Origin of the sequence: Streptomyces sp. NPDC006624 (assembly GCF_040611555.1) — a bacterium.
Lineage (GTDB): Bacteria > Actinomycetota > Actinomycetes > Streptomycetales > Streptomycetaceae > Streptomyces.
Window position 1 is genome coordinate 476,070 of record NZ_JBEXOM010000002.1, and the last position, 23,602, is coordinate 499,671.

General features: G+C 72.4%; 24 protein-coding genes. 16 read left to right on the top strand and 8 right to left on the bottom strand.

Translation table 11 applies throughout. The features are described from left to right. The first annotated feature begins 21 nt into the window (after nt 1-21). Complete coding sequence (locus ABZY20_RS05820) at nt 22-642, top strand: nucleoside triphosphate pyrophosphatase (RefSeq protein ID WP_356437074.1); 621 nt, start codon at nt 22-24, stop codon at nt 640-642. Here the strand turns inward: ABZY20_RS05820 and ABZY20_RS05825 are convergent. After that, nucleotides 611-1,075 carry a hypothetical protein gene (locus ABZY20_RS05825; protein WP_356437425.1) on the bottom strand — a complete coding sequence of 155 codons (465 nt, stop codon included), beginning with the start codon at nt 1,073-1,075 and terminating at the stop codon, nt 611-613. The two genes, ABZY20_RS05820 and ABZY20_RS05825, sit on opposite strands and share 32 nt — an antisense overlap. A gap of 337 nt (nt 1,076-1,412) precedes the next feature. On the opposite strand from ABZY20_RS05825, the gene ABZY20_RS05830 reads away from it, so the two are divergent. Then, nucleotides 1,413-3,188 carry a biotin carboxylase N-terminal domain-containing protein gene (locus ABZY20_RS05830; RefSeq protein ID WP_356437077.1) on the top strand — a complete coding sequence of 592 codons (1,776 nt, stop codon included), beginning with the start codon at nt 1,413-1,415 and terminating at the stop codon, nt 3,186-3,188. Between the two features lie 380 nt (nt 3,189-3,568). On the opposite strand, the gene ABZY20_RS05835 is transcribed toward ABZY20_RS05830, so the two are convergent. Then, entirely contained in the window at nt 3,569-4,546 is a 978-nt protein-coding gene (locus ABZY20_RS05835; RefSeq protein ID WP_356437079.1) for a DeoR/GlpR family DNA-binding transcription regulator, read from the bottom strand. 165 nt (nt 4,547-4,711) lie between these two features. Beyond that, a complete protein-coding gene (locus ABZY20_RS05840) occupies nt 4,712-6,157 on the bottom strand; it encodes an NAD(P)H-quinone dehydrogenase (RefSeq protein WP_356437082.1) in 1,446 nt (481 codons plus the stop codon). A gap of 96 nt (nt 6,158-6,253) precedes the next feature. Between ABZY20_RS05840 and ABZY20_RS05845 the strand changes: the two genes are divergently transcribed. From ABZY20_RS05845 to ABZY20_RS05855, 3 genes are all read left to right on the top strand, one after another. After that, on the top strand, nt 6,254-6,691 hold the full coding sequence (locus ABZY20_RS05845; RefSeq protein ID WP_356437085.1) for a gamma-glutamylcyclotransferase: 438 nt from the start codon (nt 6,254-6,256) through the stop codon (nt 6,689-6,691). A gap of 95 nt (nt 6,692-6,786) precedes the next feature. Beyond that, nucleotides 6,787-7,611, top strand: coding sequence for a purine-nucleoside phosphorylase (locus ABZY20_RS05850; RefSeq protein WP_356437088.1), 825 nt, complete (start codon nt 6,787-6,789; stop codon nt 7,609-7,611). Nucleotides 7,612-7,852: 241 nt separating this feature from the next. Then, nucleotides 7,853-9,484 carry a phospho-sugar mutase gene (locus ABZY20_RS05855; protein WP_356437090.1) on the top strand — a complete coding sequence of 544 codons (1,632 nt, stop codon included), beginning with the start codon at nt 7,853-7,855 and terminating at the stop codon, nt 9,482-9,484. 274 nt (nt 9,485-9,758) lie between these two features. Here the strand turns inward: ABZY20_RS05855 and ABZY20_RS05860 are convergent, their stop codons facing one another. Next, nucleotides 9,759-10,463 carry a PH domain-containing protein gene (locus ABZY20_RS05860; RefSeq protein ID WP_356437093.1) on the bottom strand — a complete coding sequence of 235 codons (705 nt, stop codon included), beginning with the start codon at nt 10,461-10,463 and terminating at the stop codon, nt 9,759-9,761. 100 nt (nt 10,464-10,563) lie between these two features. Between ABZY20_RS05860 and deoC the strand changes: the two genes are divergently transcribed. From deoC to ABZY20_RS05875, 3 genes are read left to right on the top strand one after another with little or no spacing between them, the layout of a single operon-like run. Next, nucleotides 10,564-11,526 (top strand): deoxyribose-phosphate aldolase, encoded by a 963-nt coding sequence (deoC, locus tag ABZY20_RS05865; protein WP_356437096.1) that lies wholly within the window; start codon nt 10,564-10,566, stop codon nt 11,524-11,526. A gap of 5 nt (nt 11,527-11,531) precedes the next feature. After that, complete coding sequence (locus ABZY20_RS05870) at nt 11,532-12,989, top strand: aldehyde dehydrogenase family protein (RefSeq protein WP_356437099.1); 1,458 nt, start codon at nt 11,532-11,534, stop codon at nt 12,987-12,989. Next, nucleotides 12,990-13,880: an aldehyde dehydrogenase family protein gene (locus ABZY20_RS05875; RefSeq protein ID WP_356437102.1), complete on the top strand. Its 891-nt coding sequence runs from the start codon at nt 12,990-12,992 to the stop codon at nt 13,878-13,880. A 70-nt stretch (nt 13,881-13,950) separates the two neighbouring features. Here ABZY20_RS05875 and ABZY20_RS05880 read toward each other — a convergent pair whose 3' ends face one another. Beyond that, a complete protein-coding gene (locus ABZY20_RS05880; protein WP_356437104.1) occupies nt 13,951-14,361 on the bottom strand; it encodes a hypothetical protein in 411 nt (136 codons plus the stop codon). A 125-nt stretch (nt 14,362-14,486) separates the two neighbouring features. Here ABZY20_RS05880 and ABZY20_RS05885 point away from each other — a divergent pair, with 125 nt between their 5' ends. Both ABZY20_RS05885 and ABZY20_RS05890 read left to right on the top strand, forming a co-directional pair. Then, nucleotides 14,487-15,122 carry a uridine kinase gene (locus tag ABZY20_RS05885; RefSeq protein ID WP_356437106.1) on the top strand — a complete coding sequence of 212 codons (636 nt, stop codon included), beginning with the start codon at nt 14,487-14,489 and terminating at the stop codon, nt 15,120-15,122. 17 nt (nt 15,123-15,139) lie between these two features. Further along, nucleotides 15,140-15,925, top strand: a complete 786-nt coding sequence (locus tag ABZY20_RS05890) for a DUF4253 domain-containing protein (protein WP_356437108.1) — start codon at nt 15,140-15,142, stop codon at nt 15,923-15,925. 185 nt (nt 15,926-16,110) lie between these two features. Here ABZY20_RS05890 and ABZY20_RS05895 read toward each other — a convergent pair whose 3' ends face one another. Continuing rightward, entirely contained in the window at nt 16,111-16,866 is a 756-nt protein-coding gene (locus tag ABZY20_RS05895) for a SigE family RNA polymerase sigma factor (RefSeq protein ID WP_356437111.1), read from the bottom strand. A gap of 237 nt (nt 16,867-17,103) precedes the next feature. On the opposite strand from ABZY20_RS05895, the gene afsQ1 reads away from it, so the two are divergent. The 5 genes from afsQ1 to ABZY20_RS05920 all read left to right on the top strand — a co-directional run bounded on the left by afsQ1 (nt 17,104) and on the right by ABZY20_RS05920 (nt 20,955). Further along, complete coding sequence (gene afsQ1 / locus ABZY20_RS05900) at nt 17,104-17,781, top strand: two-component system response regulator AfsQ1 (protein WP_037757535.1); 678 nt, start codon at nt 17,104-17,106, stop codon at nt 17,779-17,781. Next, a complete protein-coding gene (locus ABZY20_RS05905; RefSeq protein ID WP_356437114.1) occupies nt 17,778-19,391 on the top strand; it encodes a HAMP domain-containing sensor histidine kinase in 1,614 nt (537 codons plus the stop codon). Before afsQ1 ends, ABZY20_RS05905 begins: the two co-directional genes overlap by 4 nt. Further along, on the top strand, nt 19,391-20,008 hold the full coding sequence (locus ABZY20_RS05910; protein WP_356437117.1) for a hypothetical protein: 618 nt from the start codon (nt 19,391-19,393) through the stop codon (nt 20,006-20,008). The genes ABZY20_RS05905 and ABZY20_RS05910 overlap by 1 nt, the downstream gene beginning before the upstream one ends. Nucleotides 20,009-20,094: 86 nt before the next feature. Then, the gene (locus tag ABZY20_RS05915; protein WP_356437120.1) at nt 20,095-20,679 is read left to right on the top strand and encodes a VanZ family protein; all 585 of its coding nucleotides are present in this window, start codon (nt 20,095-20,097) and stop codon (nt 20,677-20,679) included. 63 nt (nt 20,680-20,742) lie between these two features. Next, on the top strand, nt 20,743-20,955 hold the full coding sequence (locus ABZY20_RS05920) for a PspC domain-containing protein (protein WP_356437123.1): 213 nt from the start codon (nt 20,743-20,745) through the stop codon (nt 20,953-20,955). A gap of 84 nt (nt 20,956-21,039) precedes the next feature. Here ABZY20_RS05920 and ABZY20_RS05925 read toward each other — a convergent pair whose 3' ends face one another. Together ABZY20_RS05925 and ABZY20_RS05930 are read right to left on the bottom strand one after the other, a co-directional pair. After that, nucleotides 21,040-21,393 (bottom strand): ATP-binding protein, encoded by a 354-nt coding sequence (locus tag ABZY20_RS05925; RefSeq protein ID WP_356437126.1) that lies wholly within the window; start codon nt 21,391-21,393, stop codon nt 21,040-21,042. 137 nt (nt 21,394-21,530) lie between these two features. Beyond that, a complete protein-coding gene (locus ABZY20_RS05930; RefSeq protein ID WP_356437129.1) occupies nt 21,531-22,688 on the bottom strand; it encodes an adenosine deaminase in 1,158 nt (385 codons plus the stop codon). A 123-nt stretch (nt 22,689-22,811) separates the two neighbouring features. On the opposite strand from ABZY20_RS05930, the gene ABZY20_RS05935 reads away from it, so the two are divergent. Further along, entirely contained in the window at nt 22,812-23,570 is a 759-nt protein-coding gene (locus ABZY20_RS05935) for an alpha/beta hydrolase (protein ID WP_356437132.1), read from the top strand. Nucleotides 23,571-23,602: the final 32 nt, after the last annotated feature.

The following is a 23,602-nucleotide window of genomic DNA, read 5'->3' on the forward strand; positions in this document are numbered from 1 at the left end:
CCGGGTGACTAACCTGACGGCATGACCGCTCAGCGCCGCAGGCGACTCGTCCTCGCCTCCCAGTCCCCCGCCCGGCTCGGCCTGCTCCGCCAGGCCGGTCTCGAACCCGAGGTGATCGTGAGCGGCGTCGACGAGGACGCCGTCACCGCCCCGACCCCCGCCGAGCTGGCGCTCGCGCTGGCCGAGGCGAAGGCATCCGTCGTGGCGGCCCGGCCCGCGGCCAAGGGCGCGCTCGTGATCGGCTGCGACTCCGTGCTCGACCTGGACGGCCGGGCCCTCGGCAAGCCCGCGGACGCCGAGGAGGCCACCGCCCGCTGGAAGGCGATGCGCGGCCGCGCCGGCACCCTGCAGACCGGCCACTGCGTCTACGACACGCTCACCGGCCGCTACGTCTCCGCCACCGCGTCCACCGTCGTCCACTTCGGCGAGCCCACGGACGAGGAGATCGCCGCCTACGTCGCCTCGGGCGAGCCCCTCTACGTCGCCGGGGCCTTCACGCTGGACGGCCGCTCGGGCCCGTTCATCGACGGCATCGACGGCGACCACGGCAACGTCATCGGCATCAGCCTGCCCCTGGTCCGCCGCCTGCTCGCGGAACTGGGCGTCGGCATCACGGAGTTGTGGGCGCCGGCCCAGGGGTGACCGGGGACCCGCCGTCGCCGGGGCCGGCGTCGGCGGGCTCGGCCGGACGGTCGTAGGTCATCAGCAGCAGCACGATCAGGGCGAACACCAGCACCATGAACAGGAACGCCGGCCAGCCGACGAGTCCCCAGGTGAAGGCGCCCAGCAGCGCGTGCACGACCGCCGCGCTGATCAGGACCACGCGCCCCAGGCCGGCCGGCGACCGGTCCCGCAGCGCCACCAGCAGGGCGACCAGGCCGCACAGCGCGAAGTAGAGGCCGAAGACGATCCCGCCGATCTTCGACGACGCGGACATCATGTGCGGGTCGAGCCCGGCCAGCGACATGTCCTGCCGGTCGACGACGACCCCCAGGAACCAGTTCAGCGCCGCGATGCCGAACGCCTCGGCGAACAGCACCACCGCCACGACCCACGCCACCGGCCTGCGCACCACCGCGCCCACCCTCTTCCCCTCGAAGACACGGCGAACGCTACTCACGGGTAAACCAGGGGACAAGGGTCCGGCAGCAGGCAAAGAATCATTGGGCCATTCGTAGGGACTCCACAAAGAAACAGAGTGGCCCGCAGCACGTGATGACAGAGACCTTGACCACAGCGGGCGGCTAGGGTTGCGCGGAGGAGTGCTGCGTAACGCGGTGCGACAAGGGATTTCGCGGGTCGAGCGGGCCTCGCATCACGCTCCGTGTGGGCAAGCTCACCACTGGGGACGGGTCGAAGTGCCGTGTCGGCAGTCCCTAAACTCGGCTTGTTTCAAGGAGGGAGCCTCAATCGTGCGCAAGGTGCTCATCGCCAACCGTGGCGAAATCGCTGTCCGCGTGGCCCGGGCCTGCCGGGACGCCGGGATCGCGAGCGTGGCCGTCTACGCCGACCCGGATCGGGACGCTCTGCATGTCCGCGCCGCGGATGAGGCGTTCGCCCTGGGCGGTGACACCCCGGGCACCAGTTACCTCGACATCGAGAAGGTGCTGAAGGCCGCTCGCGAGTCGGGCGCGGACGCGATCCACCCCGGGTACGGCTTCCTCTCCGAGAACGCGGACTTCGCGCAGGCCGTCCTGGACGCAGGCCTGATCTGGATCGGCCCGCCGCCGCAGGCCATCCGCGACCTCGGCGACAAGGTCGCCGCCCGGCACATCGCGCAGCGCGCGGGCGCCCCGCTGGTGGCGGGCACGCCCGACCCGGTGTCCGGCGCCGACGAGGTCGTCGCCTTCGCCGAGGAGAACGGCCTGCCCATCGCCATCAAGGCGGCGTTCGGCGGCGGCGGCCGCGGCCTGAAGGTCGCCCGCACGCTGGAAGAGGTGCCGGAGCTGTACGACTCGGCCGTCCGCGAGGCCGTCGCCGCCTTCGGCCGGGGCGAGTGCTTCGTCGAGCGCTACCTCGACAAGCCCCGGCACGTCGAGACCCAGTGCCTGGCCGACCAGCACGGCAACGTGGTCGTCGTCTCCACCCGTGACTGCTCGCTGCAGCGCCGCCACCAGAAGCTGGTCGAGGAGGCCCCCGCGCCGTTCCTCTCCGAGCAGCAGGTCGCCGAGCTGTACAGCGCGTCGAAGGCGATCCTGAAGGAGGCCGGCTACGTCGGCGCCGGCACGGTCGAGTTCCTCGTCGGCCTCGACGGCACGATCTCCTTCCTGGAGGTCAACACCCGTCTGCAGGTCGAGCACCCGGTGACCGAGGAGGTCGCCGGCATCGACCTGGTGCGCGAGATGTTCCGCATCGCCGACGGCGAGGAGCTCGGCTACGACGACCCGCCGCTGCGCGGTCACTCCTTCGAGTTCCGCATCAACGGCGAGGACCCCGGCCGCAACTTCCTGCCCGCGCCCGGCACGGTCACCGCGTTCGCCCCGCCGTCCGGCCCGGGCGTCCGCCTGGACGCGGGCGTCGAGTCCGGCTCGGTCATCGGCCCGGCGTGGGACTCCCTGCTCGCCAAGCTGATCGTCACCGGCCGTACGCGCAAGGAGGCCCTGGAGCGGGCCGCGCGTGCGCTGGAGGAGTTCCAGGTCGAGGGCATGGCGACGGCCATCCCGTTCCACCGCGCGGTGGTGCGGGACCCGGCGTTCGCCCCCGAGCTCACCGGCTCGTCGGACCCGTTCACCGTCCACACGCGCTGGATCGAGACGGAGTTCGTCAACGAGATCAAGCCGTTCACCGCGCCCGCGGACGGCGCCGAGACGGACGAGGAGCCGGGCCGCGAGACGGTCGTCGTCGAGGTCGGCGGCAAGCGGCTGGAGGTCTCCCTGCCGTCCTCGCTGGGCATGTCCCTGGCCCGCACGGGCCTCGCGGCGGGCGCCAAGCCCAAGCGCCGCGCGGCGAAGAAGTCGGGCCCGGTGGCCTCAGGCGACACCCTCGCCTCCCCGATGCAGGGCACGATCGTCAAGGTCGCGGTCGAGGAGGGCCAGGAGGTCAAGGAGGGCGACCTGGTCGTCGTCCTGGAGGCCATGAAGATGGAGCAGCCCCTCAACGCCCACAGGTCCGGCACGATCAAGGGCCTGTCGGCCGAGATCGGCGCGTCGGTCACCTCGGGCGCGGCGATCTGCGAGATCAAGGACTGACCGCTTCGGCACATCGCCTCAGGCGCGGCCCCGGGTCGGGGCCGCGCCGGGGGGTGTCCGTCCTCGGAACGGCGCGATGGACCCCCTCATCGACTGACTGGCGTCGAAGCGCCAACCGCTGCGGGCGGACACCCCCCGACACGTCCCCTTCCGTGCGTGCGCGGGTGCGGGTCCGCCCAGCTGCGGGTCGCCGGTCCCGCCTAGCTGCGGGCATGCGGGCCGCCAAGGGCGATGGGGGTCCCCCCTGCTCGAGCGAAGCCGAGAGCTTGGGGGAGGGTGGGCGCAGCGGCACCCCGCATCACCGGGTTGCGCAACGCCCCGGCCTCAGCAGCTACGCCGGTCACCCGGCGACACAGAGCCTCTCAGCCCATCCCCGCCGCTCACCGCCGCCGGAGGTCCGCCACCCGAGCCCCCCGCTCGGTACCGGCCCCCTGCTCCCCGAGCATCGAGGTGGACCGCAACCCGCCCCCGCTCCCCGGCACCTGCCGCCGGGGCCCCGGCAACGGCACATCCCGGCGCTGCTGGCGCGCCGGGACGGCATCACCCCCGGGGCCTGCCGACCCCGCGGAACCCCCTTGCCCACCGGCCACGGCGATCTGTACACCCTGGTCGGCCAGCGCCTGGAGCTCCGTGGCGGCGCGGTCGTCGTGCGCGGGCGGCTCGTCCGTGACGAGGCGCGTGATGAGGTCCGTCGGCACGGTCTGGAACATCGTGTCCGTCCCGAGCTTGGTGTGGTCGGCGAGGACCACGACCTCCGCGGCGGCCTGGACCAGCGCCCGGTCGACGGACGCCGACAGCATGTTGGACGTGGACAGCCCCCGCTCGGCGGTCAGCCCGCTCCCGGAGAGGAACGCCCGCGACACGCGCAGCCCGTGCAGGGACTGCTCGGCACCACTGCCGACCAGGGCGTAGTTCGAACCGCGGAGCGTACCGCCGGTCATCACGACCTCGACCCGGTTGGCGTGGGCCAGCGCCTGCGCCACCAGCAGTGAGTTGGTGACGACGGTCAGACCGGGCACCCGGGCGAGCCGGCGGGCCAGCTCCTGGGTCGTCGTACCCGCCCCGACCACGATCGCCTCGCCCTCTTCCACGAGGTTCGCGGCGAGGTCGGCGATGGCGGTCTTCTCGGCGGTCGCGAGATGAGACTTCTGCGGAAAGCCGGACTCCCGCGTGAAACCGCCCGGCAGTACCGCACCGCCGTGCCGGCGGTCGAGGAGTCCTTCTGCCTCCAGCGCGCGCACGTCCCGCCGTACGGTCACTTCTGAGGTCTGGACGACGCGGGCGAGCTCACGGAGCGACACGGCTCCGTTCGCTCGCACCATTTCGAGGATCAATTGGCGACGTTCTGCAGCGAACACGAAACTGACAGTAACGCCAGCGACCGTCTGCTTTCAGCAGTTTGCGCTGAATAGCAGAAGATGTTCGCACGGGGCGGCGGGAAGTGGTATAGGACCTGGTCCCGCCGCCTATGCCGTACGCAAGGGCGGGCACTCCGCGTGACCGGCGGAGGGCGGGATCCGGCCTCAGCTCTCGCCCATCTTGCGCGTGTGCAGCTGCCGGGCCACCTCGGCGATCGAGCCGGACAGCGACGGGTAGACCGTGAAGGCGTTGGCGATCTGCTCGACCGTCAGATTGTTGTCGACCGCGATCGAGATGGGGTGGATCAGTTCCGAGGCGCGCGGCGCGACGACCACACCACCGACCACGATGCCCGTGCCCGGCCGGCAGAAGATCTTGACGAAGCCGTCGCGGATGCCCTGCATCTTGGCGCGCGGGTTGCGCAGCAGCGGCAGCTTGACGACCCGGGCGTCGATCTTCCCGCCGTCGACGTCGGCCTGGGTGTAGCCGACGGTGGCGATCTCGGGGTCGGTGAAGACGTTCGACGACACGGTCTTCAGGTTCAGCGGGGCCACCGCGTCGCCCAGGAAGTGGTACATGGCGATGCGGCCCTGCATGGCGGCCACGGACGCGAGGGCGAACACGCCCGTCACGTCACCGGCCGCGTAGACGCCCGGAGCGGTCGTGCGCGACACCTTGTCGGTCCAGATGTGACCGGACTCGCGCAGCCGGACACCGGCCTCCTCCAGCCCCATGCCCGCGCTGTTGGGCACGGCGCCGACGGCCATGAGGCAGTGCGAGCCGGTGATGACCCGCCCGTCGGCGAGCGTCACCTCGACCCGGTCCCCGACCCGCTTGGCGGACTGGGCCCGGGAGCGCCCCATGACGTTCATGCCGCGCCGCCGGAAGACGTCCTCCAGCACGGCGGCGGCGTCCGGGTCCTCGCCGGGCAGCACGCGGTCGCGCGACGACACCAGCGTCACCCGCGAACCCAGCGCCTGGTAGGCACCGGCGAACTCGGCGCCGGTCACACCCGACCCGACCACGATCAGCTCCTCGGGGAGCTCGTCGAGGTCGTACACCTGGGTCCAGTTCAGGATCCGCTCGCCGTCCGGCTGGGCGTCGGGCAGCTCCCGGGGGTGCCCGCCGGTGGCGATGAGCACCGCGTCGGCCGTGAGGGTCTCCTCGGTGCCGTCGGCGGCGCGCACCACGACCTTGCGCGACCCGTCGAGCGCCTGCATGCCCTCCAGCCGTCCGCGCCCGCGCAGCACCCGCGCCCCGGCACGTGTCACGGAGGCCGTGATGTCGTGCGACTGGGCGAGCGCGAGCCGCTTCACACGCCGGTTGACCTTGCCCAGGTCGACGCCCACCACCCGGGCGGCCTGCTCCACGTGCGGGGTGTCGTCGGCGACGATGATCCCCAGCTCCTCGTACGAGGAGTCGAAGGTGGTCATCACCTCGGCCGTGGCGATGAGGGTCTTCGACGGCACGCAGTCGGTCAGCACCGACGCACCGCCCAGACCGTCGGCGTCGACGACGGTCACCTCCGCGCCGAGTTGAGCGGCCACCAGCGCCGCTTCGTATCCGCCGGGTCCGCCACCGATGATCACGATCCGAGTCACGTACTCCATTGTCCCGCACCCACCGGCGTGACACCGCCCTGGGGGGCGGCCCGATGCGCCTCCGTTACGCGAGTGACGCGGGACCACCTGCCGTACCCTTCCCCCATGTCGCTCTACGCCGCGTACGCCGGCAACCTCGACGCGCGGCTGATGTCCCGCCGCGCCCCCCATTCGCCGCTGCGCGCCACCGGCTGGCTGAACGGGTGGCGGCTGACCTTCGGCGGTGAGCACATGGGCTGGGAGGGCGCCCTGCCGACCCTCGTGGAGGACCCGCTCTCCCAGGTCTTCGTCGCCCTGTACGACATCGCCCCCATGGACGAGGAGTCACTCGACCGCTGGGAGGGCGTCGGCCTCGGCATCTACCGCCGCACGCGCGTACGGGTGCACACCCTGGACGGTGAGGAGTCCGCCTGGGCCTTCACCCTGAACGCGTACGAGGGCGGCCTGCCCTCCGCCCGCTACCTGGGCGAGATCGCCGACGCGGCCGAGTCCGCGGGCGCCCCGCACGACTACGTCATGGAACTGCGCAAACGCCCCTGCTGACCACCGCTCCTCGTTGGAAACGACAAGACAACGATCGCCACCCCGTGAGCTTCGACATCTACGCGCGTAGGCATTCACCGGCTACCCTCGTCGGCGTGAACGCATCTCTTCTTCCGGACGACATCCAGGGCGACCCGCACGCGGCCGCCGACGCCGCCGCGGCCCGCGTGCGCGAACTCACGGGCGCCGAGACCCACGACGTCGCCCTCGTGATGGGCTCCGGCTGGGCTCCGGCCGTGGACGCCCTGGGCGCCCCCGAGGCCGAGTTCCAGGTCACCGAGCTGCCCGGTTTCCCGCCGCCGGCGGTGGAGGGCCACGGAGGCAAGATCCGCTCGTACCGGATCGGCGACAAGCGCGCCCTGGTCTTCCTGGGCCGTACGCACTACTACGAGGGCCGCGGCGTCGCCGCCGTCGCGCACGGCGTCCGCACCGCCGTGTCGGCCGGCTGCAAGACGATCGTCCTCACCAACGGCTGCGGTGGCCTGCGCGAGGGCATGCGCCCCGGCCAGCCGGTCCTGATCAGCGACCACATCAACCTCACGGCGACGTCCCCCATCATCGGCGCGAACTTCGTCGACCTCACCGACCTCTACTCCCCCCGCCTGCGCGCCCTGTGCAAGGAGGTCGACCCCACGCTGGAGGAGGGCGTCTACGCCCAGTTCCCCGGCCCGCACTACGAGACGCCGGCCGAGATCCGCATGGCCCGCGTCATCGGCGCGGACCTGGTGGGCATGTCGACGGTCCTGGAGGCCATCGCCGCACGCGAGGCGGGCGCCGAGGTCCTGGGCATCTCCCTCGTCACCAACCTGGCCGCGGGCATGACGGGCGAGCCCCTGAACCACGAAGAGGTCCTCCAGGCGGGCCGCGACTCCGCGACCCGCATGGGCTCGCTGCTGGCGCAGGTCCTGGAACGCCTGTAAGCACGCGGCCCGCACTCGCGGTACGACGGAAGGGGACGTGTCGGGGGGTGTCCGCCCGCAGCGGTCGGCGCGTCAACGGACGGTCAGCCGGTAGACAACTCCATCGCGCCGATCCGAGGACGGACACCCCCCGGCGCGGCCCCGCCCCACCACCGCCGCAGGCGCGACGCGCACCCCCACCGAAAAAGCCACAGGCCGCCGCAGGCATCACAACCCACAACGGAGAGGCTGACCCCAAACCGTGCACGACGAACTCATCGCACAGGCCCAGGCGTGGCTCATCGAGGACCCCGACCCGGACACCCGTACCGAGCTCGCCGCCCTCCTGGAGGCCCAGGACCACGCCGAGATCGCCGCCCGCTTCGCCGGCACCCTCCAGTTCGGCACCGCGGGCCTGCGGGGCGAACTCGGCGCCGGTCCCCTGCGCATGAACCGCACGGTCGTCATCCGCGCGGCGGCCGGCCTCGCCGCGTACCTCAGGAAGCAGGGCCACGACAACGGCCTCGTCGTCATCGGCTACGACGCCCGGTACAAGTCGCGTGACTTCGCCCTGGACACCGCCGCCGTCATGACCGGCGCCGGACTCCGCGCGGCGGTCCTGCCCCGGCCCCTCCCCACGCCCGTCCTCGCCTTCGCGATCCGGCACCTCGGCGCGGTCGCCGGCGTGGAGGTCACCGCGAGCCACAACCCGCCCCGCGACAACGGCTACAAGGTGTACCTCGGCGACGGCTCCCAGATCGTCCCCCCGGCGGACACCGGCATCGCCGCGGAGATCGCCGCCGTCCCGTCCCTCACCACGGTCCGCCGCCCCACCGAAGGCTGGGACACCCTCGACGACTCCGTCCTCGACGCCTACCTCGCCCGCACGGACGCGGTCCTGGCCGAGGGCTCCCCCCGCACCGCCCGCACGGTGTACACGGCGATGCACGGCGTCGGCAAGGACGTCCTGCTCGCCGCCTTCGCCCGCGCCGGCTTCCCGGAGCCCGCGCTCGTCGCGGAGCAGGCCGACCCCGACCCGGACTTCCCGACGGTCGCGTTCCCCAACCCGGAGGAGCCGGGCGCGATGGACCTGGCCTTCGCCAAGGCCCGCGAGACCGCCCCGGACCTGATCATCGCCAACGACCCGGACGCGGACCGCTGCGCGGTCGCCGTCCCGGACGGCGGCGACTGGCGCATGCTCCGCGGCGACGAGGTCGGCGCACTCCTCGCCGCCCACCTGGTCCGCCGCGGCGCTACCGGCACGTTCGCGGAGTCGATCGTCTCGTCCTCCCTGCTGGGCCGCATCGCCGAGAAGGCGGGCCTGCGCCACGTCGAGACGCTCACCGGCTTCAAGTGGATCGCCCGCGCGGAGGGCCTGCGCTACGGCTACGAGGAGGCCCTCGGCTACTGCGTGGACCCCGACGGCGTCCGCGACAAGGACGGCATCACGGCGGCGCTGCTGATCACGGAGCTGGCCTCGCAGCTCAAGGAGGAGGGCCGCACGCTCCTCGACCTCCTGGACGACCTTGCGGTGGAGCACGGCCTGCACGCCACGGACCAGCTCGCGGTGCGCGTGCAGGACCTCTCCCTCATCACCGACGCGATGCGCCGCCTGCGCGAGCAGCCCCCGACCCGGCTCGCCGGTCTGCCGGTCACCCGCACCGAGGACCTCACCCGGGGCACGGAGACCCTCCCGCCCACGGACGGCCTGCGCTACACGCTGGACGGCGCCCGGGTCATCGTCCGCCCGAGCGGCACGGAACCGAAGCTCAAGTGCTACCTGGAGGTCGTGATCCCGGTCGCGGCCCACGCCGACCTCCCGGCGGCCCGCGAACGCGCGACGGCCGTACTGGAGTCGGTCAAGCGCGACCTGTCGGCAGCGGCGGGCATCTGACCCGCAGGCCGCCCGGACCCTCTTCCGGGCGGCCTCGGTCCGCTGTCAGGGGCCTCACCGGGGCCGAGCAAAGCACCACAGCCCAAGGCAAACCACGGCAAGACAAACCAAGGCACGGCAGCGCCCACCCAGGCACCCACCCGGACCCGGCCCCGGCCCCGAACCGGGACGCGGCCCGAACCGGGACCCGGCCCGAACCGACTCCGGCCCCGGCCCCGGACCGGCTCCGCACCCGAACCCGCAGGTCAGCCCAGTCAGCCCAGGGCAGCCCAGGTCAGCCCACCGCCAGCAGCACCAGCACCAGCACCGCCCCGGCGACCGCCGGCCCCATCACCTCGTAGGCCCACCGCACGGTCACCGGCCCCTGCGCCGACTCCGCCCCCTGCCGCGCCTCGTGCAGCACGCGCAGGTCGTCCACGATCCGGTCGGTCTGGGCGCGCACGGGCCCGCCGGGCACCGGCCCCCGGCCGAGGGTGCCGCCGAACCCGGTGCGCGTGCCGGGCACGCCGCCGAGCCCCGCGTCCCGGCCCGGCTCCCGCTGCGCCTCCGCGGTCGCGCGCATCTCGCGCCGCGCGGCCTTCTTGCGGGCGCGCAGCGACACGGGCACGGCCCACAGCTGGTACTTCGCCCCGGACGCGGTGAGGACCTCGTTCGAGTACGCGGACCGCAGCGCGGCGACCTGCCCCCAGGGCACCACGATGACGCGGAAGGGGTTGCGCACGCGCAGCCGGTCCCGGTCCGCGTACACGGCGGGCCGCAGGGTGAAGGCGACGATCACCGGCACGACGAGGAGCATCACGGCGAGCGCCAGCCAGGGCGTACGCCCTTCGCCGGCGACGAGGGCGTCGATCCCGATCCAGCCGACGATGCCGAGCAGCAGCACACCGCCGGCGATCGCCGGAGCCGAGCGGTAGACCCGCTCCCCGGACTCGGGCTCCGAGGGCTGCGGCGCTGGTGACTGGGGTTCGGGGCTCGTCATGTCTCGATTCTGCCGGACCGCTCGGCGCGGCCGTCATCCGCCCGGGACAACCGGAGGGCTGTACAGCCGCTACGCGCGTAGATATGCTCGTCTGGTGACCATGCCCAGTTCTGCACTCACCGCAGCTCACCCTCTCAAGGACGTCACCTCGTCCGACAGCGCGCTGCGCCGCTTCCTCCACGGGCTCCCGGGCGTCGACGCGGTCGGGCTCGAGGCGCGTGCGGCCTCCCTAGGTACCCGGTCGATCAAGACGACCGCGAAGGCGTACGCGATCGACCTCGCGATCTCGATGGTCGACCTGACCACGCTGGAAGGCGCGGACACCCCGGGCAAGGTCCGGGCGCTCGGCGCGAAGGCGGTCAGGCCCGACCCGACGGACCGTACGGCGCCCTCGACGGCCGCGGTCTGCGTCTACCCCGACATGGTGGCCGTGGCCAAGGAGGCCGTCGCCGGCTCCGGCGTGAGGGTCGCCTCGGTGGCCACGGCGTTCCCGGCCGGGCGCGCCGCGCTCGAGGTGAAGCTGGCCGACGTCCGAGAGGCGATCGCCGCCGGCGCCGACGAGATCGACATGGTCATCGACCGCGGGGCGTTCCTCGCGGGCCGGTACATGAAGGTGTACGACGAGATCACCGCCGTGAAGGAGGCCTGCGGCACCTCGGCGCGCCTGAAGGTCATCTTCGAGACGGGCGAGCTCTCGACGTACGACAACATCCGCCGCGCGAGCTGGCTCGGCATGCTGGCCGGCGCGGACTTCATCAAGACCTCCACCGGGAAGGTCGCCGTCAACGCGACCCCGGCGAACACGCTGCTCATGCTGGAGGCGGTCCGCGACTTCCGGGCGCAGACCGGCATCCAGGTCGGTGTGAAGCCGGCCGGCGGCATCCGCACGTCCAAGGACGCCGTCAAGTTCCTCGTGCTGGTCAACGAGACGGCGGGCGAGGACTGGCTGGACAACCACTGGTTCCGCTTCGGTGCCTCCTCACTGCTGAACGACCTGCTGATGCAGCGCCAGAAACTGGCCACCGGCCGCTACTCCGGTCCCGACTACGTGACGGTGGACTGATCACCATGGCACCCGTATTCGCATACGCCCCGGCCCCCGAGTCGCGCGCGATCGTCGACATCGCGCCCTCCTACGGCCTGTTCATCGACGGCGAGTTCGCCGACGCGGCGGACGGCAAGGTCTTCAAGACCGTCTCCCCGTCGACCGAGGAGGTCCTCTCCGAGGTCGCCCGGGCCGGTTCCGAGGACGTCGACCGTGCGGTGAAGGCCGCGCGCAGGGCGTTCGAGAAGTGGTCGGCGCTGCCCGGGTCGGAGCGCGCCAAGTACCTGTTCCGCATCGCGCGGATCATCCAGGAGCGGTCCCGCGAGCTCGCCGTCCTCGAGACCCTCGACAACGGCAAGCCGATCAAGGAGACCCGCGACGCGGACCTCCCCCTGGTCGCGGCGCACTTCTTCTACTACGCGGGCTGGGCCGACAAGCTCGGCCACGCCGGTTTCGGCGCGAACCCGAGGCCGCTGGGTGTCGCGGGCCAGGTCATCCCCTGGAACTTCCCGCTCCTGATGCTGGCGTGGAAGATCGCCCCGGCGCTCGCGACGGGCAACACGGTCGTCCTGAAGCCCGCCGAGACGACCCCCCTGTCCGCCCTGTTCTTCGCGGACATCTGCCGCCAGGCGGGCCTGCCCAAGGGCGTCGTCAACATCCTCCCGGGCTACGGCGACGCGGGCGCGGCGCTGGTCGCCCACCCGGACGTGGACAAGGTGGCCTTCACCGGCTCCACCGCCGTCGGCAAGGAGATCGCCCGCACGGTCGCGGGCACCCGCAAGAAGCTCACCCTCGAACTCGGCGGCAAGGGCGCGAACATCGTCTTCGACGACGCGCCCGTCGACCAGGCCGTCGAGGGCATCGTCAACGGCATCTTCTTCAACCAGGGCCAGGTCTGCTGCGCCGGCAGCCGCCTGCTGGTGCAGGAGTCGATCCAGGAGGAGCTCCTGGAGTCGCTGAAGCGCCGCCTGTCCACGCTGCGCCTCGGCGACCCGCTGGACAAGAACACCGACATCGGCGCGATCAACTCCGAGGAGCAGCTCTCCCGCATCACCTCGCTCGTCGAGCAGGGCGAGGCGGAGGGCGCGGAGCGCTGGTCCCCGGCGTGCGAACTGCCGGAGAGCGGCTACTGGTTCGCCCCGACGCTCTTCACGAACGTCACCCAGGCGCACACCGTCGCCCGCGACGAGATCTTCGGCCCGGTGCTGTCGGTGCTGACGTTCCGCACGCCGGACGAGGCCGTCGCGAAGGCCAACAACACGCCGTACGGCCTGTCGGCCGGCATCTGGACGGAGAAGGGCTCGCGCATCCTGGCGGTCGCGAACAAGCTCCGCGCGGGCGTCGTGTGGTCCAACACGTTCAACAAGTTCGACCCGACCTCGCCGTTCGGCGGTTACAAGGAGTCGGGCTTCGGCCGCGAGGGCGGCCGCCACGGCCTGGAGGCGTACCTCGCCCCGTCGAGCCCGGAGGGCGAGCGTTAAATGAATGCGATTGATCGGCTCAACGTCCTGAAGACCTACAAGCTGTACGTCGGCGGGAAGTTCCCGCGTTCCGAGAGCGGCCGGGTGTACGAGGTGACCGACTCGAAGGGCAAGTGGCTGGCCAACGCGCCCCTCTCCTCCCGCAAGGACGCCAGGGACGCGGTCGTCGCGGCCCGCAAGGCGTTCGGCGGCTGGTCCGGGGCGACGGCGTACAACCGCGGCCAGGTCCTGTACCGCGTCGCCGAGATGCTGGAGGGCCGCCGGGACCAGTTCGTCCGTGAGGTGGCCGACGCGGAGGGCCTGTCGAAGTCCAAGGCCGCGGCGGTCGTGGACGCCACGATCGACCGCTGGGTCTGGTACGCGGGCTGGACCGACAAGATCGCCCAGGTGGTCGGCGGCGGCAACCCGGTCGCGGGCCCGTTCTTCAACCTGTCCTCCCCGGAGCCGACGGGCGTGGTCGCCGTGCTGGCGCCGCAGGAGTCGTCGTTCCTGGGCCTGGTGTCGGTGCTCGCCCCGGTGATCGCGACGGGCAACACGGCGGTCGTGGTGGCGAGCGAGAACGCCCCGCTGCCCGCCCTGTCCCTGGCCGAGGTGCTGGCCACCTCGGACGTCCCCGGCGGTGTGGTCAACGTCCTGTCGGGCCGTACGGCGGAGATCGCGACCCCGCTCGCGGCCCACCAGGACGTCAACGCGATCGACCTCGCGGGCGCCGACGAGGCGCTGGCGAAGGAGCTGGAGATCGCCGCGGCCGACAACCTCAAGCGCGTCCTCCGTCCACAGCCTGTGGATTACAGGGAGACGCCGGGCACCGACCGCATGACGGCGTTCCTGGAGACCAAGACGGTCTGGCACCCCACGGGTTCGCTGGGCGCGTCGGGTTCCTCCTACTAGGGGCCCCCACAGCCGAAGCCCCGGCCCTCCTCCGTCCGGGAGGGCCGGGGCTTCTCCGCGCGGGCCGCGCCTAGCGCGGCGACAGCAGCCCGGCCGCCTGCCCCACCACCGGGATGCTCCCGATCGACTGCGCCTGCGCCACCGGCCCCGTCAGCGCCTGGGACATCAGCGGCGGGAAGTCGGCGAGCTTGGTGCCGACGCCGTTGTCCAGCGGGTCGACTCCCGTGCCGGCGAGCGGGTTGGGCTTGAGCCCGGCGACCGGTCCGGTGACGTAGCCGAGGGTGCCGGTCGCGGCCTGGAGGCCGGACTGCGGGTCGATCTCGCCGAGCGAGGTCGGGCGGGTGTTGACCATGCCCAGGACCGAGTCGGTGCCCGCGGCGGCGGCCGTCGCCGTACCGGCCCCCAGCGCCATGCCCGCGGTCGCGAGAACGGCCAGCGCCCGCTGGGCGGTCGGCTGCTTGGGAGTGTCGTGTCGGGCCATGGCTGCCACCTTCTGATGCACTGGGTGATCGGGTCGGGACCGACAGTAGTTGAGGTGTGACGCGCGCATCAAAGGCGACCCGCGGGGTCGTAAGGCCCCCGGTGGATGCCTCACACTGGTGTCCCGTGAGTTCCCCTGTGCCCATACCGACGCGAGTCGTGCTGCTCTGCGGCCCCTCCGGCTCCGGCAAGTCCCTCCTCGCGGCCCGCTCCGGCCTTCCGGTGCTGCGGCTCGACGACTTCTACAAGGAGGCCGGCGACCCGACACTGCCCCTGGTGGAGGGAAGCTCCGACATCGACTGGGACCATCCGGACTCCTGGGACGCGGACACGGCCGTCGCGGCGATCACCGAGCTGTGCCGCACGGGCCGTACGGACGTTCCCGTCTACGACATCGCCCTGAGCGCCCGCACCGGCGTGGAGCCGGTCGAGATCGGCCCGACCCCGCTGTTCATCGCGGAGGGCATCTTCGCCGCGGAGATCGTCACCCGCTGCCGGGAGCTCGGTGTCCTCGCGGACGCGCTGTGCCTGAGCCGCGGCCCGGTGAAGACGTTCCGCCGCCGCTTCCTGCGCGATCTGAGGGAGGGCCGCAAGTCGGTGCCGTTCCTGCTGCGCCGCGGCTGGCGCCTGATGCGCCAGGAGCGCTCGATCGTCGCCCGTCAGACCGCGCTCGGCGCCCACGCCTGCGACCGCGACGAGGCGCTGATCCGCCTGGCGACGGCGGCGACGGGCCCCTGCGCGGGGCTGGGCACGGCCGCTTGACGCCCCGGGCACGGGCCGTGTCCGCGCTCGCGGCCGAGTCGGGCGCGAGCGCGGAGGACGTACAGCGGGTGCGCACTCCGCGTGGAGGCGACCTCTTCGGTTTCCGGTGTGCGCCGGAGGCGTGCCTGGACGTGTGGCGGCGCGCCCGTGAGCGCCACGCGGTCACGGGGATGTGGCCGTTCGTCACCCACACCCCGCCGTCGGACTGGGAGTGGGCGGACGCACCGGGCGACAGCCACCGCGGAGAAGGCCACGCGTCGTTCCTCGACGGACTGGTGGAGCTGCAGACGGAGGAAGTGCTCCAGGAGGCGGAGACGTTCCGGCCGCCGACGGGCCCCCTCCCCGTGCGCGACCTCGACGACCTGGCCCGGCGTCTCACCGGCGCCGTACCGCACCCCGGGCCGCCCCGCCCCGCTCAAGCACGCCTCGCCGCCTTCTTCGCGGGCCCCCCGGAGTGGATCTGCCTCGTCCCCACCCGGGACCCGGGCGGCCTCCCGGAACTCCTGGACGCGCCCGACACACCGAACCACACGCCCCTGCCCGGGCGGGAGGCACTCTCCTACCGGGACCACGCCCACGTCCTGCGGGAGTGGCACGACCGGTACGGGGCCGAGATCTGCTACCTCGACACCGCCGCGCTCCTGCTGTCGGTCGAGCGCCCTCCGTCGGATCCGCTCGAGGCGGCGCGGGTCGCGATCGAGCACTACGCGTACTGCCCCGACTTCGACCAGCTCATCGGCGGACTGCCGGAGATCGCCGCTCACCAGGCGCCGGCACGGTTCTGGTTCTTCTGGTGGGACTGAGCCGCCCGCGGGCCGGCAGCGCCCGCAGCGCGAAAAGCGGGACTGGACGGACCCCCCGGCCCTCCAGTCCCGCTTCTGCTCCCCCGTGGTGCTCCCCCGCGTCCCCCACTTTCCTGAAGGAGACGCCCCCCAGCGTCTCCTCAGTTCCCCCGTGGGCCCCCCTGGTGGTGCTCCCCCCCGTACCTTCAGGCGACGAGCTCGCCGAAGGCGTCCTCCTCGTCACGGCCGAAGCTGAGGACCTCGTCCTCGCGCAGCCGGCGGAGCGACCGCCAGATGCTGGACTTCACCGTGCCGACACTGATGTCGAGGATCTCCGCGATCTCCGGGTCCGTGCGGCCCTCGTAGTAGCGCAGGACCAGCATCGTGCGCTGGAGTTCGGGCAGCCGGGCCAGCGCCTGCCACAGGACCGCGCGCAGCTCGGTGCCGCGCATCGCGTCCGTGTCGCCGGGCGTCTCCGGCAGTTCCTCGGTCGGGTACTCGTTGAGCTTGCGGCGCCGCCAGGCGCTGATGTGCAGGTTGGTCATGGTGCGGCGCAGGTATCCGCCGACCGCGGCCTTGTCGCTGATCCGGTCCCACGCCCGGTAGGTCGAGAACAGCGCGCTCTGCAGCAGGTCCTCGGCCTCGAAGCGGTCACCGGTGAGGTGGTAGGCGGTTGCGTACAGGGAGGCGCGGCGCTCCCGGACGTAGGCGGTGAACTCCGCCTCCGTCAGTGAGCGGCGCTCCCCCGTGCCCTCCCCGTACGCGGCTCCCCCGTGAGCCGCCCCCGTCCCCTTGTCCTCCCCCGTGTGTGCGTCAACCACCGCCATGAACGCGGTGTGCTGACGCCCGGCGCCGCGAGCGCACCCCCGCATGCTCGCAGCACCGGACTTCTCCGGACCCCGGTGCACGTCGTGCAGACGCGTGACCACTGCGCTGGTGCTGGTGCCGTGCAGCGTGTTCATCTCGCGCCCCCCGTCGTGGACTTCCGGTCTGCGGCCCGCCTGCCGGGCGGGCTTCCTTGCTTGTGCCGAAAAGCTTGCCGCGGCACTTTCATGGCCGTGTCCGCCGACTGTCACAGACCTGTCACAGGGGCCGGACACGCGTCCGTCACGCTTCATCCACGGGCCGCGGCGGTACTCGCGCCATCGTCTCGGCCCCACAGGTCGAACCCCGAGGCACTCATGGGCCAGAATGAGCCCGTGCCTTCCCTGTTGCTGATCGAGGACGACGACGCCATCCGGACGGCCCTGGAGCTCTCTCTGACGCGCCAGGGCCACCGCGTGGCGACCGCTGCCAGTGGTGAGGACGGTCTGAAGCTGTTGCGCGAGCAGCGGCCGGATCTGATCGTGCTGGACGTGATGCTGCCCGGCATCGACGGGTTCGAGGTGTGCCGGCGCATCCGGCGCACGGACCAGTTGCCGATCATCCTGCTGACCGCGCGCAGCGACGACATCGACGTGGTGGTCGGGCTGGAGTCCGGTGCCGACGACTACGTGGTGAAGCCGGTGCAGGGTCGGGTGCTCGACGCCCGGATCCGGGCCGTGCTGCGGCGCGGCGAGCGGGAGTCGAACGACGCGGCCGCCTTCGGCAGCCTCGTCATCGACCGCTCGGCGATGACCGTGACGAAGAACGGCGAGGACCTCCAGCTCACGCCGACCGAGCTGCGGCTGCTGCTGGAGCTGAGCCGGCGGCCCGGGCAGGCGCTGTCCCGGCAGCAGCTGCTGCGGCTGGTGTGGGAGCACGACTACCTGGGCGACTCCCGGCTGGTGGACGCCTGTGTCCAGCGGCTGCGCGCCAAGGTCGAGGACGTCCCCTCGTCCCCGACGCTGATCCGTACCGTGCGGGGTGTCGGCTACCGGCTGGATCCGCCTCAGTGACCCAGCAGGACCCAGGGGGGAACCGCGGCTGGACCGCGGAACGCAAGGGAGTTCTGTCGCGGCTGCGTTTCACCAGCCTGCGGCTGAGGCTGATCCTCGTCTTCGGCCTGGTGGCCCTGACGGCGGCCGTGTCCGCGTCCGGCATCGCGTACTGGCTCAACCGCGAGGCCGTGCTCACCCGCACCCAGGACGCCGTGCTGCGCGACTTCGAGCAGGAGATGCAGAACCGGGCGGGCGCGCTGCCCGCGCGTCCCACGCAGGACGAGCTGCAGCACACCGCGGGCCAGATGGCCGGCGGCGACCAGCGCTTCAGCGTGCTGCTCGTCGCGCAGAACCCCGACGGCCGGACCGTCTACGGCAGCTCCGGCGGGCTGAGCGGCTTCTCGCTGCAGGACGTGCCGGTCTCGCTGCGCAAGGCGGTGAACAAGGCGCAGAAGGTCGACGGGCCCGACAAGCACCCGTACCACCTGTACTGGCAGCGGATAGTCGACCACGACACCCCCTACCTGGTGGCGGGGACGCGGGTGATCGGGGGCGGCCCGACCGGCTACATGCTCAAGTCGCTAAAGCCGGAGGCCAAGGACCTCAACTCGCTGGCCTGGTCGCTGGGCATCGCCACCGGGCTCGCGCTGATCGGCTCGGCGCTGCTCGCGCAGGCCGCGGCGACGACCGTGCTCAAGCCGGTGCAGCGGCTCGGGACGGCCGCGCGGCGGCTCGGCGAGGGCAGGCTGGACACCCGGCTGCGGGTGTCCGGGACCGACGAACTGGCCGATCTGTCAAGGACGTTCAACAACGCGGCCGAGGCGCTGGAGAAACGGGTCGCCGACATGGCCGCGCGTGACGAGGCGTCCCGGCGGTTCGTGGCGGACATGAGCCACGAGCTGCGTACGCCGCTCACCGCCATCACCGCCGTGACGGAGGTGCTGGAGGAGGAGCTGGAGGCCGAGACCGGCAGCATGGACCCGATGATCGAGCCCGCCGTCCGGCTGGTCGTCAGCGAGACGCGGCGGCTGAACGACCTGGTCGAGAACCTGATGGAGGTCACCCGCTTCGACGCGGGCACCGCCCGGCTCGTCCTGGACGACGTCGACATAGCCGACCAGATCACCGCCTGCATCGACGCCCGCGCCTGGCTGGACGCGGTCGAGCTGGACGCCGAGCGCGGCATCCACGCCCGGCTGGACCCGCGCCGGCTGGACGTCATCCTGGCCAACCTCATCGGCAACGCGCTCAAGCACGGCGGCTCCCCGGTGCGGGTGTCCGTGCGCGAGGAGGACGACTCGCTCGTCATCGAGGTGCAGGACCACGGCCCGGGCATCCCCGAGGACGTCCTGCCGCACGTCTTCGACCGCTTCTACAAGGCCAGCGCCTCCCGGCCGCGCTCCGAGGGCAGCGGCCTGGGGCTGTCCATCGCCCTGGAGAACGCCCACATCCACGGCGGCGAGATCACCGCGGCCAACTCGCCTGATTCAGGCGCGGTGTTCACCCTGCGCCTGCCCCGCGACAGCGCCCCGGCGGAGCAGCCCGCCGACGACCGGCGGCAGCCCGCGGACGACAGCGGCAAAGGCACCGGCCGGGGCCGGGACGACGATGCGCAGGGGGAGGCCTGATGACCGGCCGTTTCACGGGTACGTCCCGTCTGCTCGCGCTGCCCGTGCTGGCGCTGGCGCTCGCCGGCTGCGGGATCCGGGCCACCGAGGTGCCGACGAACTTCGGGCCGGCGCCCTCGCGGGTGCGGTGTTCCCTGGCCGAGCCGAACGTGTCGACGCAGGCCGCCCGGGGACTGCCGGTCCAGGTGTTCCTGCTGTGCGGCTCGCAGCTGGTGACCGTGGACCGGACCGTGCGGGTGCCGGACGGTGCCGCCGACTCCGAGCGGCGCATGCTGGTCGCGCAGGGCCTGCTGGACCAGCTCGCGCGGCAGCCGTCGCCGGCCGAGAAGGAGGCCGGGTACAGCACGGACGTCCGCGGCGGGATCGCCGTGTCCGGGCCCCGCTCCGGTGACCCGGAGGACACGCTGCGGCTGAGCACCGCGCCCGACGGCCTCACCTCGTACGCCCTGGCCCAGATCGTCTGCACGTTCTCCGACTCGGCCGCCGCCGAGGGCGACGGCTCGGTGGTCCTGGGCGGCCCCGGTGCCGGTCCCCCGCGCCGCTACGAGTGCACCGACGAGGTGCGGGCCCGCCCGGGCAGCACGGAGCCGCCGTCGAAGGACGTGGCCGCGGAGTAAGCCGGAGCGGCCTGTGGCGCATGCCTCACGGGCGTATCGGGGAGCCTCCCGGAACCGATCCCGGCGGCGGCGGCGTCTTGGGGGGCGTGCAGCGTCAAGGCTCCATCGGCGGCAGCGCCGCGTTCCGCGTCCGTGCGACAGGGGGTGTCCTCCTCGTCGCACACCTGGCGTTCGTCGCCTGGTTCACGCTGCGGCCGCTGGACGTGCCCTGGGTGATGCCCGCCAATCTGCGGCCGCTCGCCGGGGTGAGAGCCGAACTCGCCCTGGGCTGGCCCGAGGCGGCCCGCCACATCGGCGGGAAGCTGGCCCTGCTGGCCCCGCTGGGCGTGCTGCTGCCGATGGCGAGCGGCCGGCTGGTCGTCTCGCCCCTGGCGTCCCTGCTGCGCACCGTCGCGGCCGGCGCGCTGCTGTCACTGGGCATCGAGCTGCTGCAGACCGGCGTTCCCGGCCAGGTCGTCGACGTGGACTCGCTGTTCCTGAACACCGCGGGCGTGGCCCTCGCGCACCTCGCGCTGGTGCCGGCCGGCCGTTCCCGGCTGCGCCGCCGCGCCTTCGCCCGCCCGCCCCGTACGCCCCTGACCCCGGACGAGCCGGCTCAGGGTCGGACCCCGACGATTCCCAGGGTCGGGATCGCCCCGTGGAGCGACGCTTTGCCCCCTTCGTCTCCGTAGCGTGGAGCGCAGATGGGGTACTCGTCCGACGTGCCTCACACACCGACGCTGAAGGAGTCGCACATGTCCCGCCTCGCCCGCCCCACCCACGGCCGCATGATCGGCGGAGTGTGCGCCGCGCTGGCCCGGCGCTTCGGCACCTCCGCGTCCACGATGCGGGTGATCTTCCTGGTCTCGTGCCTGCTGCCCGGCCCCCAGTTCCTGCTCTACATCGCGCTGTGGATCCTCCTGCCCTCGGAGGACCGCACGCGGGGCAAGGCGCAGACCGCCTGGTGACGCCCCGCACGCGAGAACGCCGATGGGGCGCACCCCGTGTCCGGGGTGCGCCCCATCGGCGTGTGTCCGCCTCGGCGGGCGGGGTCAGCCGACCGGAACGCCGTTCACCGGCAGGCCGTGCGTGGGCAGGCCCTGCACCGGGAGCCCGCCGAGCAGCTTGGCGGCCGGGCCGGTCGGGCCCTCGGCGAGCAGCTGCTCGGCGACCGGCTGGGCGGCGGCGAGGCCGGCGCCCGCCGCCGTCTGCCCCTGACCCAGCGCCTCGCCCGAACCCGGCAGCGTCTTCGAGAGCTGCTCCGCCGGGAGGGCCGCGGTCACGGTCTCCAGCGTCTGGGCGGTGTCCGGGAGGGCCGGGGCGGCGTTGGCGGCGCCCGCACCGGCGGCGGCGAAGGCGGCACCGAGAGCGGCGGCACCGAGGGACTTGGCAGCGGACTGCTTCATGAATTACTTCCTCGAATGGGATGGCGGGGAGTGAGCGGTCCAGCGACCGTAAACACGCGGCGCCACCTGCCGCAAACATCGAAATGCGGACGGATTGTGAAAGCCGTCCGCATTCCCTGTGTGCCGGATCTTCGCGGTCAGTCAGCCGATTCGGCAGAACCGCTGGTCGAGGCGGCCTGGCGGAACAGCCATTCGGATTTCAGCTCGGCATATCCGGGCTTGATCACGTCATTGATCATGGCCAGTCGTTCATCGAAAGGAATGAACGCTGATTTCATCGCATTGACGGAGAACCACTGCATGTCGTCGAGCGTGTAACCGAAGGCCTCGACAAGGTGCTCGAATTCCCGGCTCATGCTGGTGTGGGACATCAGCCGGTTGTCCGTGTTGACCGTGGCCCGGAAGTGCAGCCGGCGCAGCAGCCCGATGGGGTGCTCGGCGTACGAGGACGCGGCCCCCGTCTGGAGGTTGGAGCTGGGGCACAGCTCCAGCGGGATGCGCTTGTCCCGGACGTACGAGGCGAGCCGGCCCAGTTCGACCCGGCCGTCCTCGTGGACCTGGATGTCGTCGATGATCCGCACCCCGTGCCCGAGCCGGTCGGCGCCGCACCACTGCAGGGCCTGCCAGATGGACGGCAGCCCGAAGGCCTCGCCGGCGTGGATGGTGAAGTGGTTGTTCTCGCGCTTGAGGTACTCGAACGCGTCCAGGTGCCGGGTGGGCGGGTAGCCGGCCTCGGCACCGGCGATGTCGAAGCCGACGACGCCCAGGTCGCGGTAGCGGTTGGCGAGTTCGGCGATCTCCAGGGCACGGGCCGCGTGCCGCATGGCGGTGAGCAGGGCGCCGACGCGGATGCGCCGGCCGTTGTCCCGGGCGCGCCGCTCGCCTTCCCGGAAGCCCTCGTTGACGGCCTCGACGACCTCCTCGAGGCTGAGCCCGCCCTCCAGGTGCTGCTCGGGGGCGTAGCGGACCTCGGCGTAGACGACGCCGTCCGCGGCGAGGTCCTCGGCGCACTCGGCGGCGACCCGGACCAGGGCGTCGCGGGTCTGCATGACGCCGACGGTGTGGGAGAAGGTCTCCAGGTACCGCTCCAGGGAACCGGAGTCGGCGGCCTCGCGGAACCAGACGCCGAGCTTCTCCGGATCGGTCTCGGGGAGCTGGGAGTAGCCGCTGTCGCGGGCGAGTTCGACGATCGTGGCGGGGCGCAGGCCGCCGTCGAGATGGTCGTGCAGCAGAACCTTGGGCGCCCGGCGGATCTGGTCCGGTGTCGGGGTGTTCGCGATGGTCTGGCTCGTCATTTCCGCACTCTAACTCCTACGCGCGTAGACGGCGCGTCCCCGGTTGCTTTACGTTTCCGTCGATACGTAACGGTGACCCCGAGGACGGGTCGTGTACACCGACCCTTCTGACACTGTTCTGTCATGGCACACCAAGCGACGCCGGCTCGCAGGGCCCGGCTGGGCAGGGCACTCGGTCCGGAGCCGACGGCGGTGAGCGGCGTGGTGCTGCTGCTCCCCGGCGGTGACGAGGTCTCCGGCCGCAGACCCTCGCCCGTGCTGGCGACCGCCTCCGTCCGTGCCCTCGGCCGCCGGCTGGCCCGCTCCGGGCGTGAAGAGGGCCTGGCAGTGCACGTGGTGCACTACCACTGCCGCGGCTGGAACGGCGGCGAGGCGAACCTGGCGCGGGACGCGACGTGGGCGGCGGACGAGGTCGTACGGCGGTACGGGGACGTCCCCGTCTGCCTCGTCGGACTCGGCATGGGCGGGCGGGCCGCTCTGCGGGCGGGCGGGCACGAGGCCGTCAACTCCGTGGTGGCGCTCGCTCCTTGGCTGCCGGAGGAGGACGTCGCCGCCCCACCCGAACCGGTGAAGCAGCTGGCGGGACGGCAGGTGCTGATCGTGCACGGCACCAACGACGGGCGGACGGATCCGGAGCTGTCGTTCCGGCTGGCGGCGCGGGCGAAGAAGGCGAACCGGGACGTGTGCCGGTTCGAAGTGCACACGGACGGCCACGGGTTGCACCAGTACCGCGACGAAGTGGTGGCGCTGACCGAGGACTTCGTGATGGGCGTGCTGTTCGGGCGGGCCATGTCGCGGCCCGTGCGGGACGCGCTGGCCGCGCCGCCGCCGCTGGGGCTGCGGATGCCGCTGGCGGCGGGGTTCAGTCCTTCGCGGCGGTGAGCGCAGGGCGGAGCCCCGGCGGTCTCCGGGGT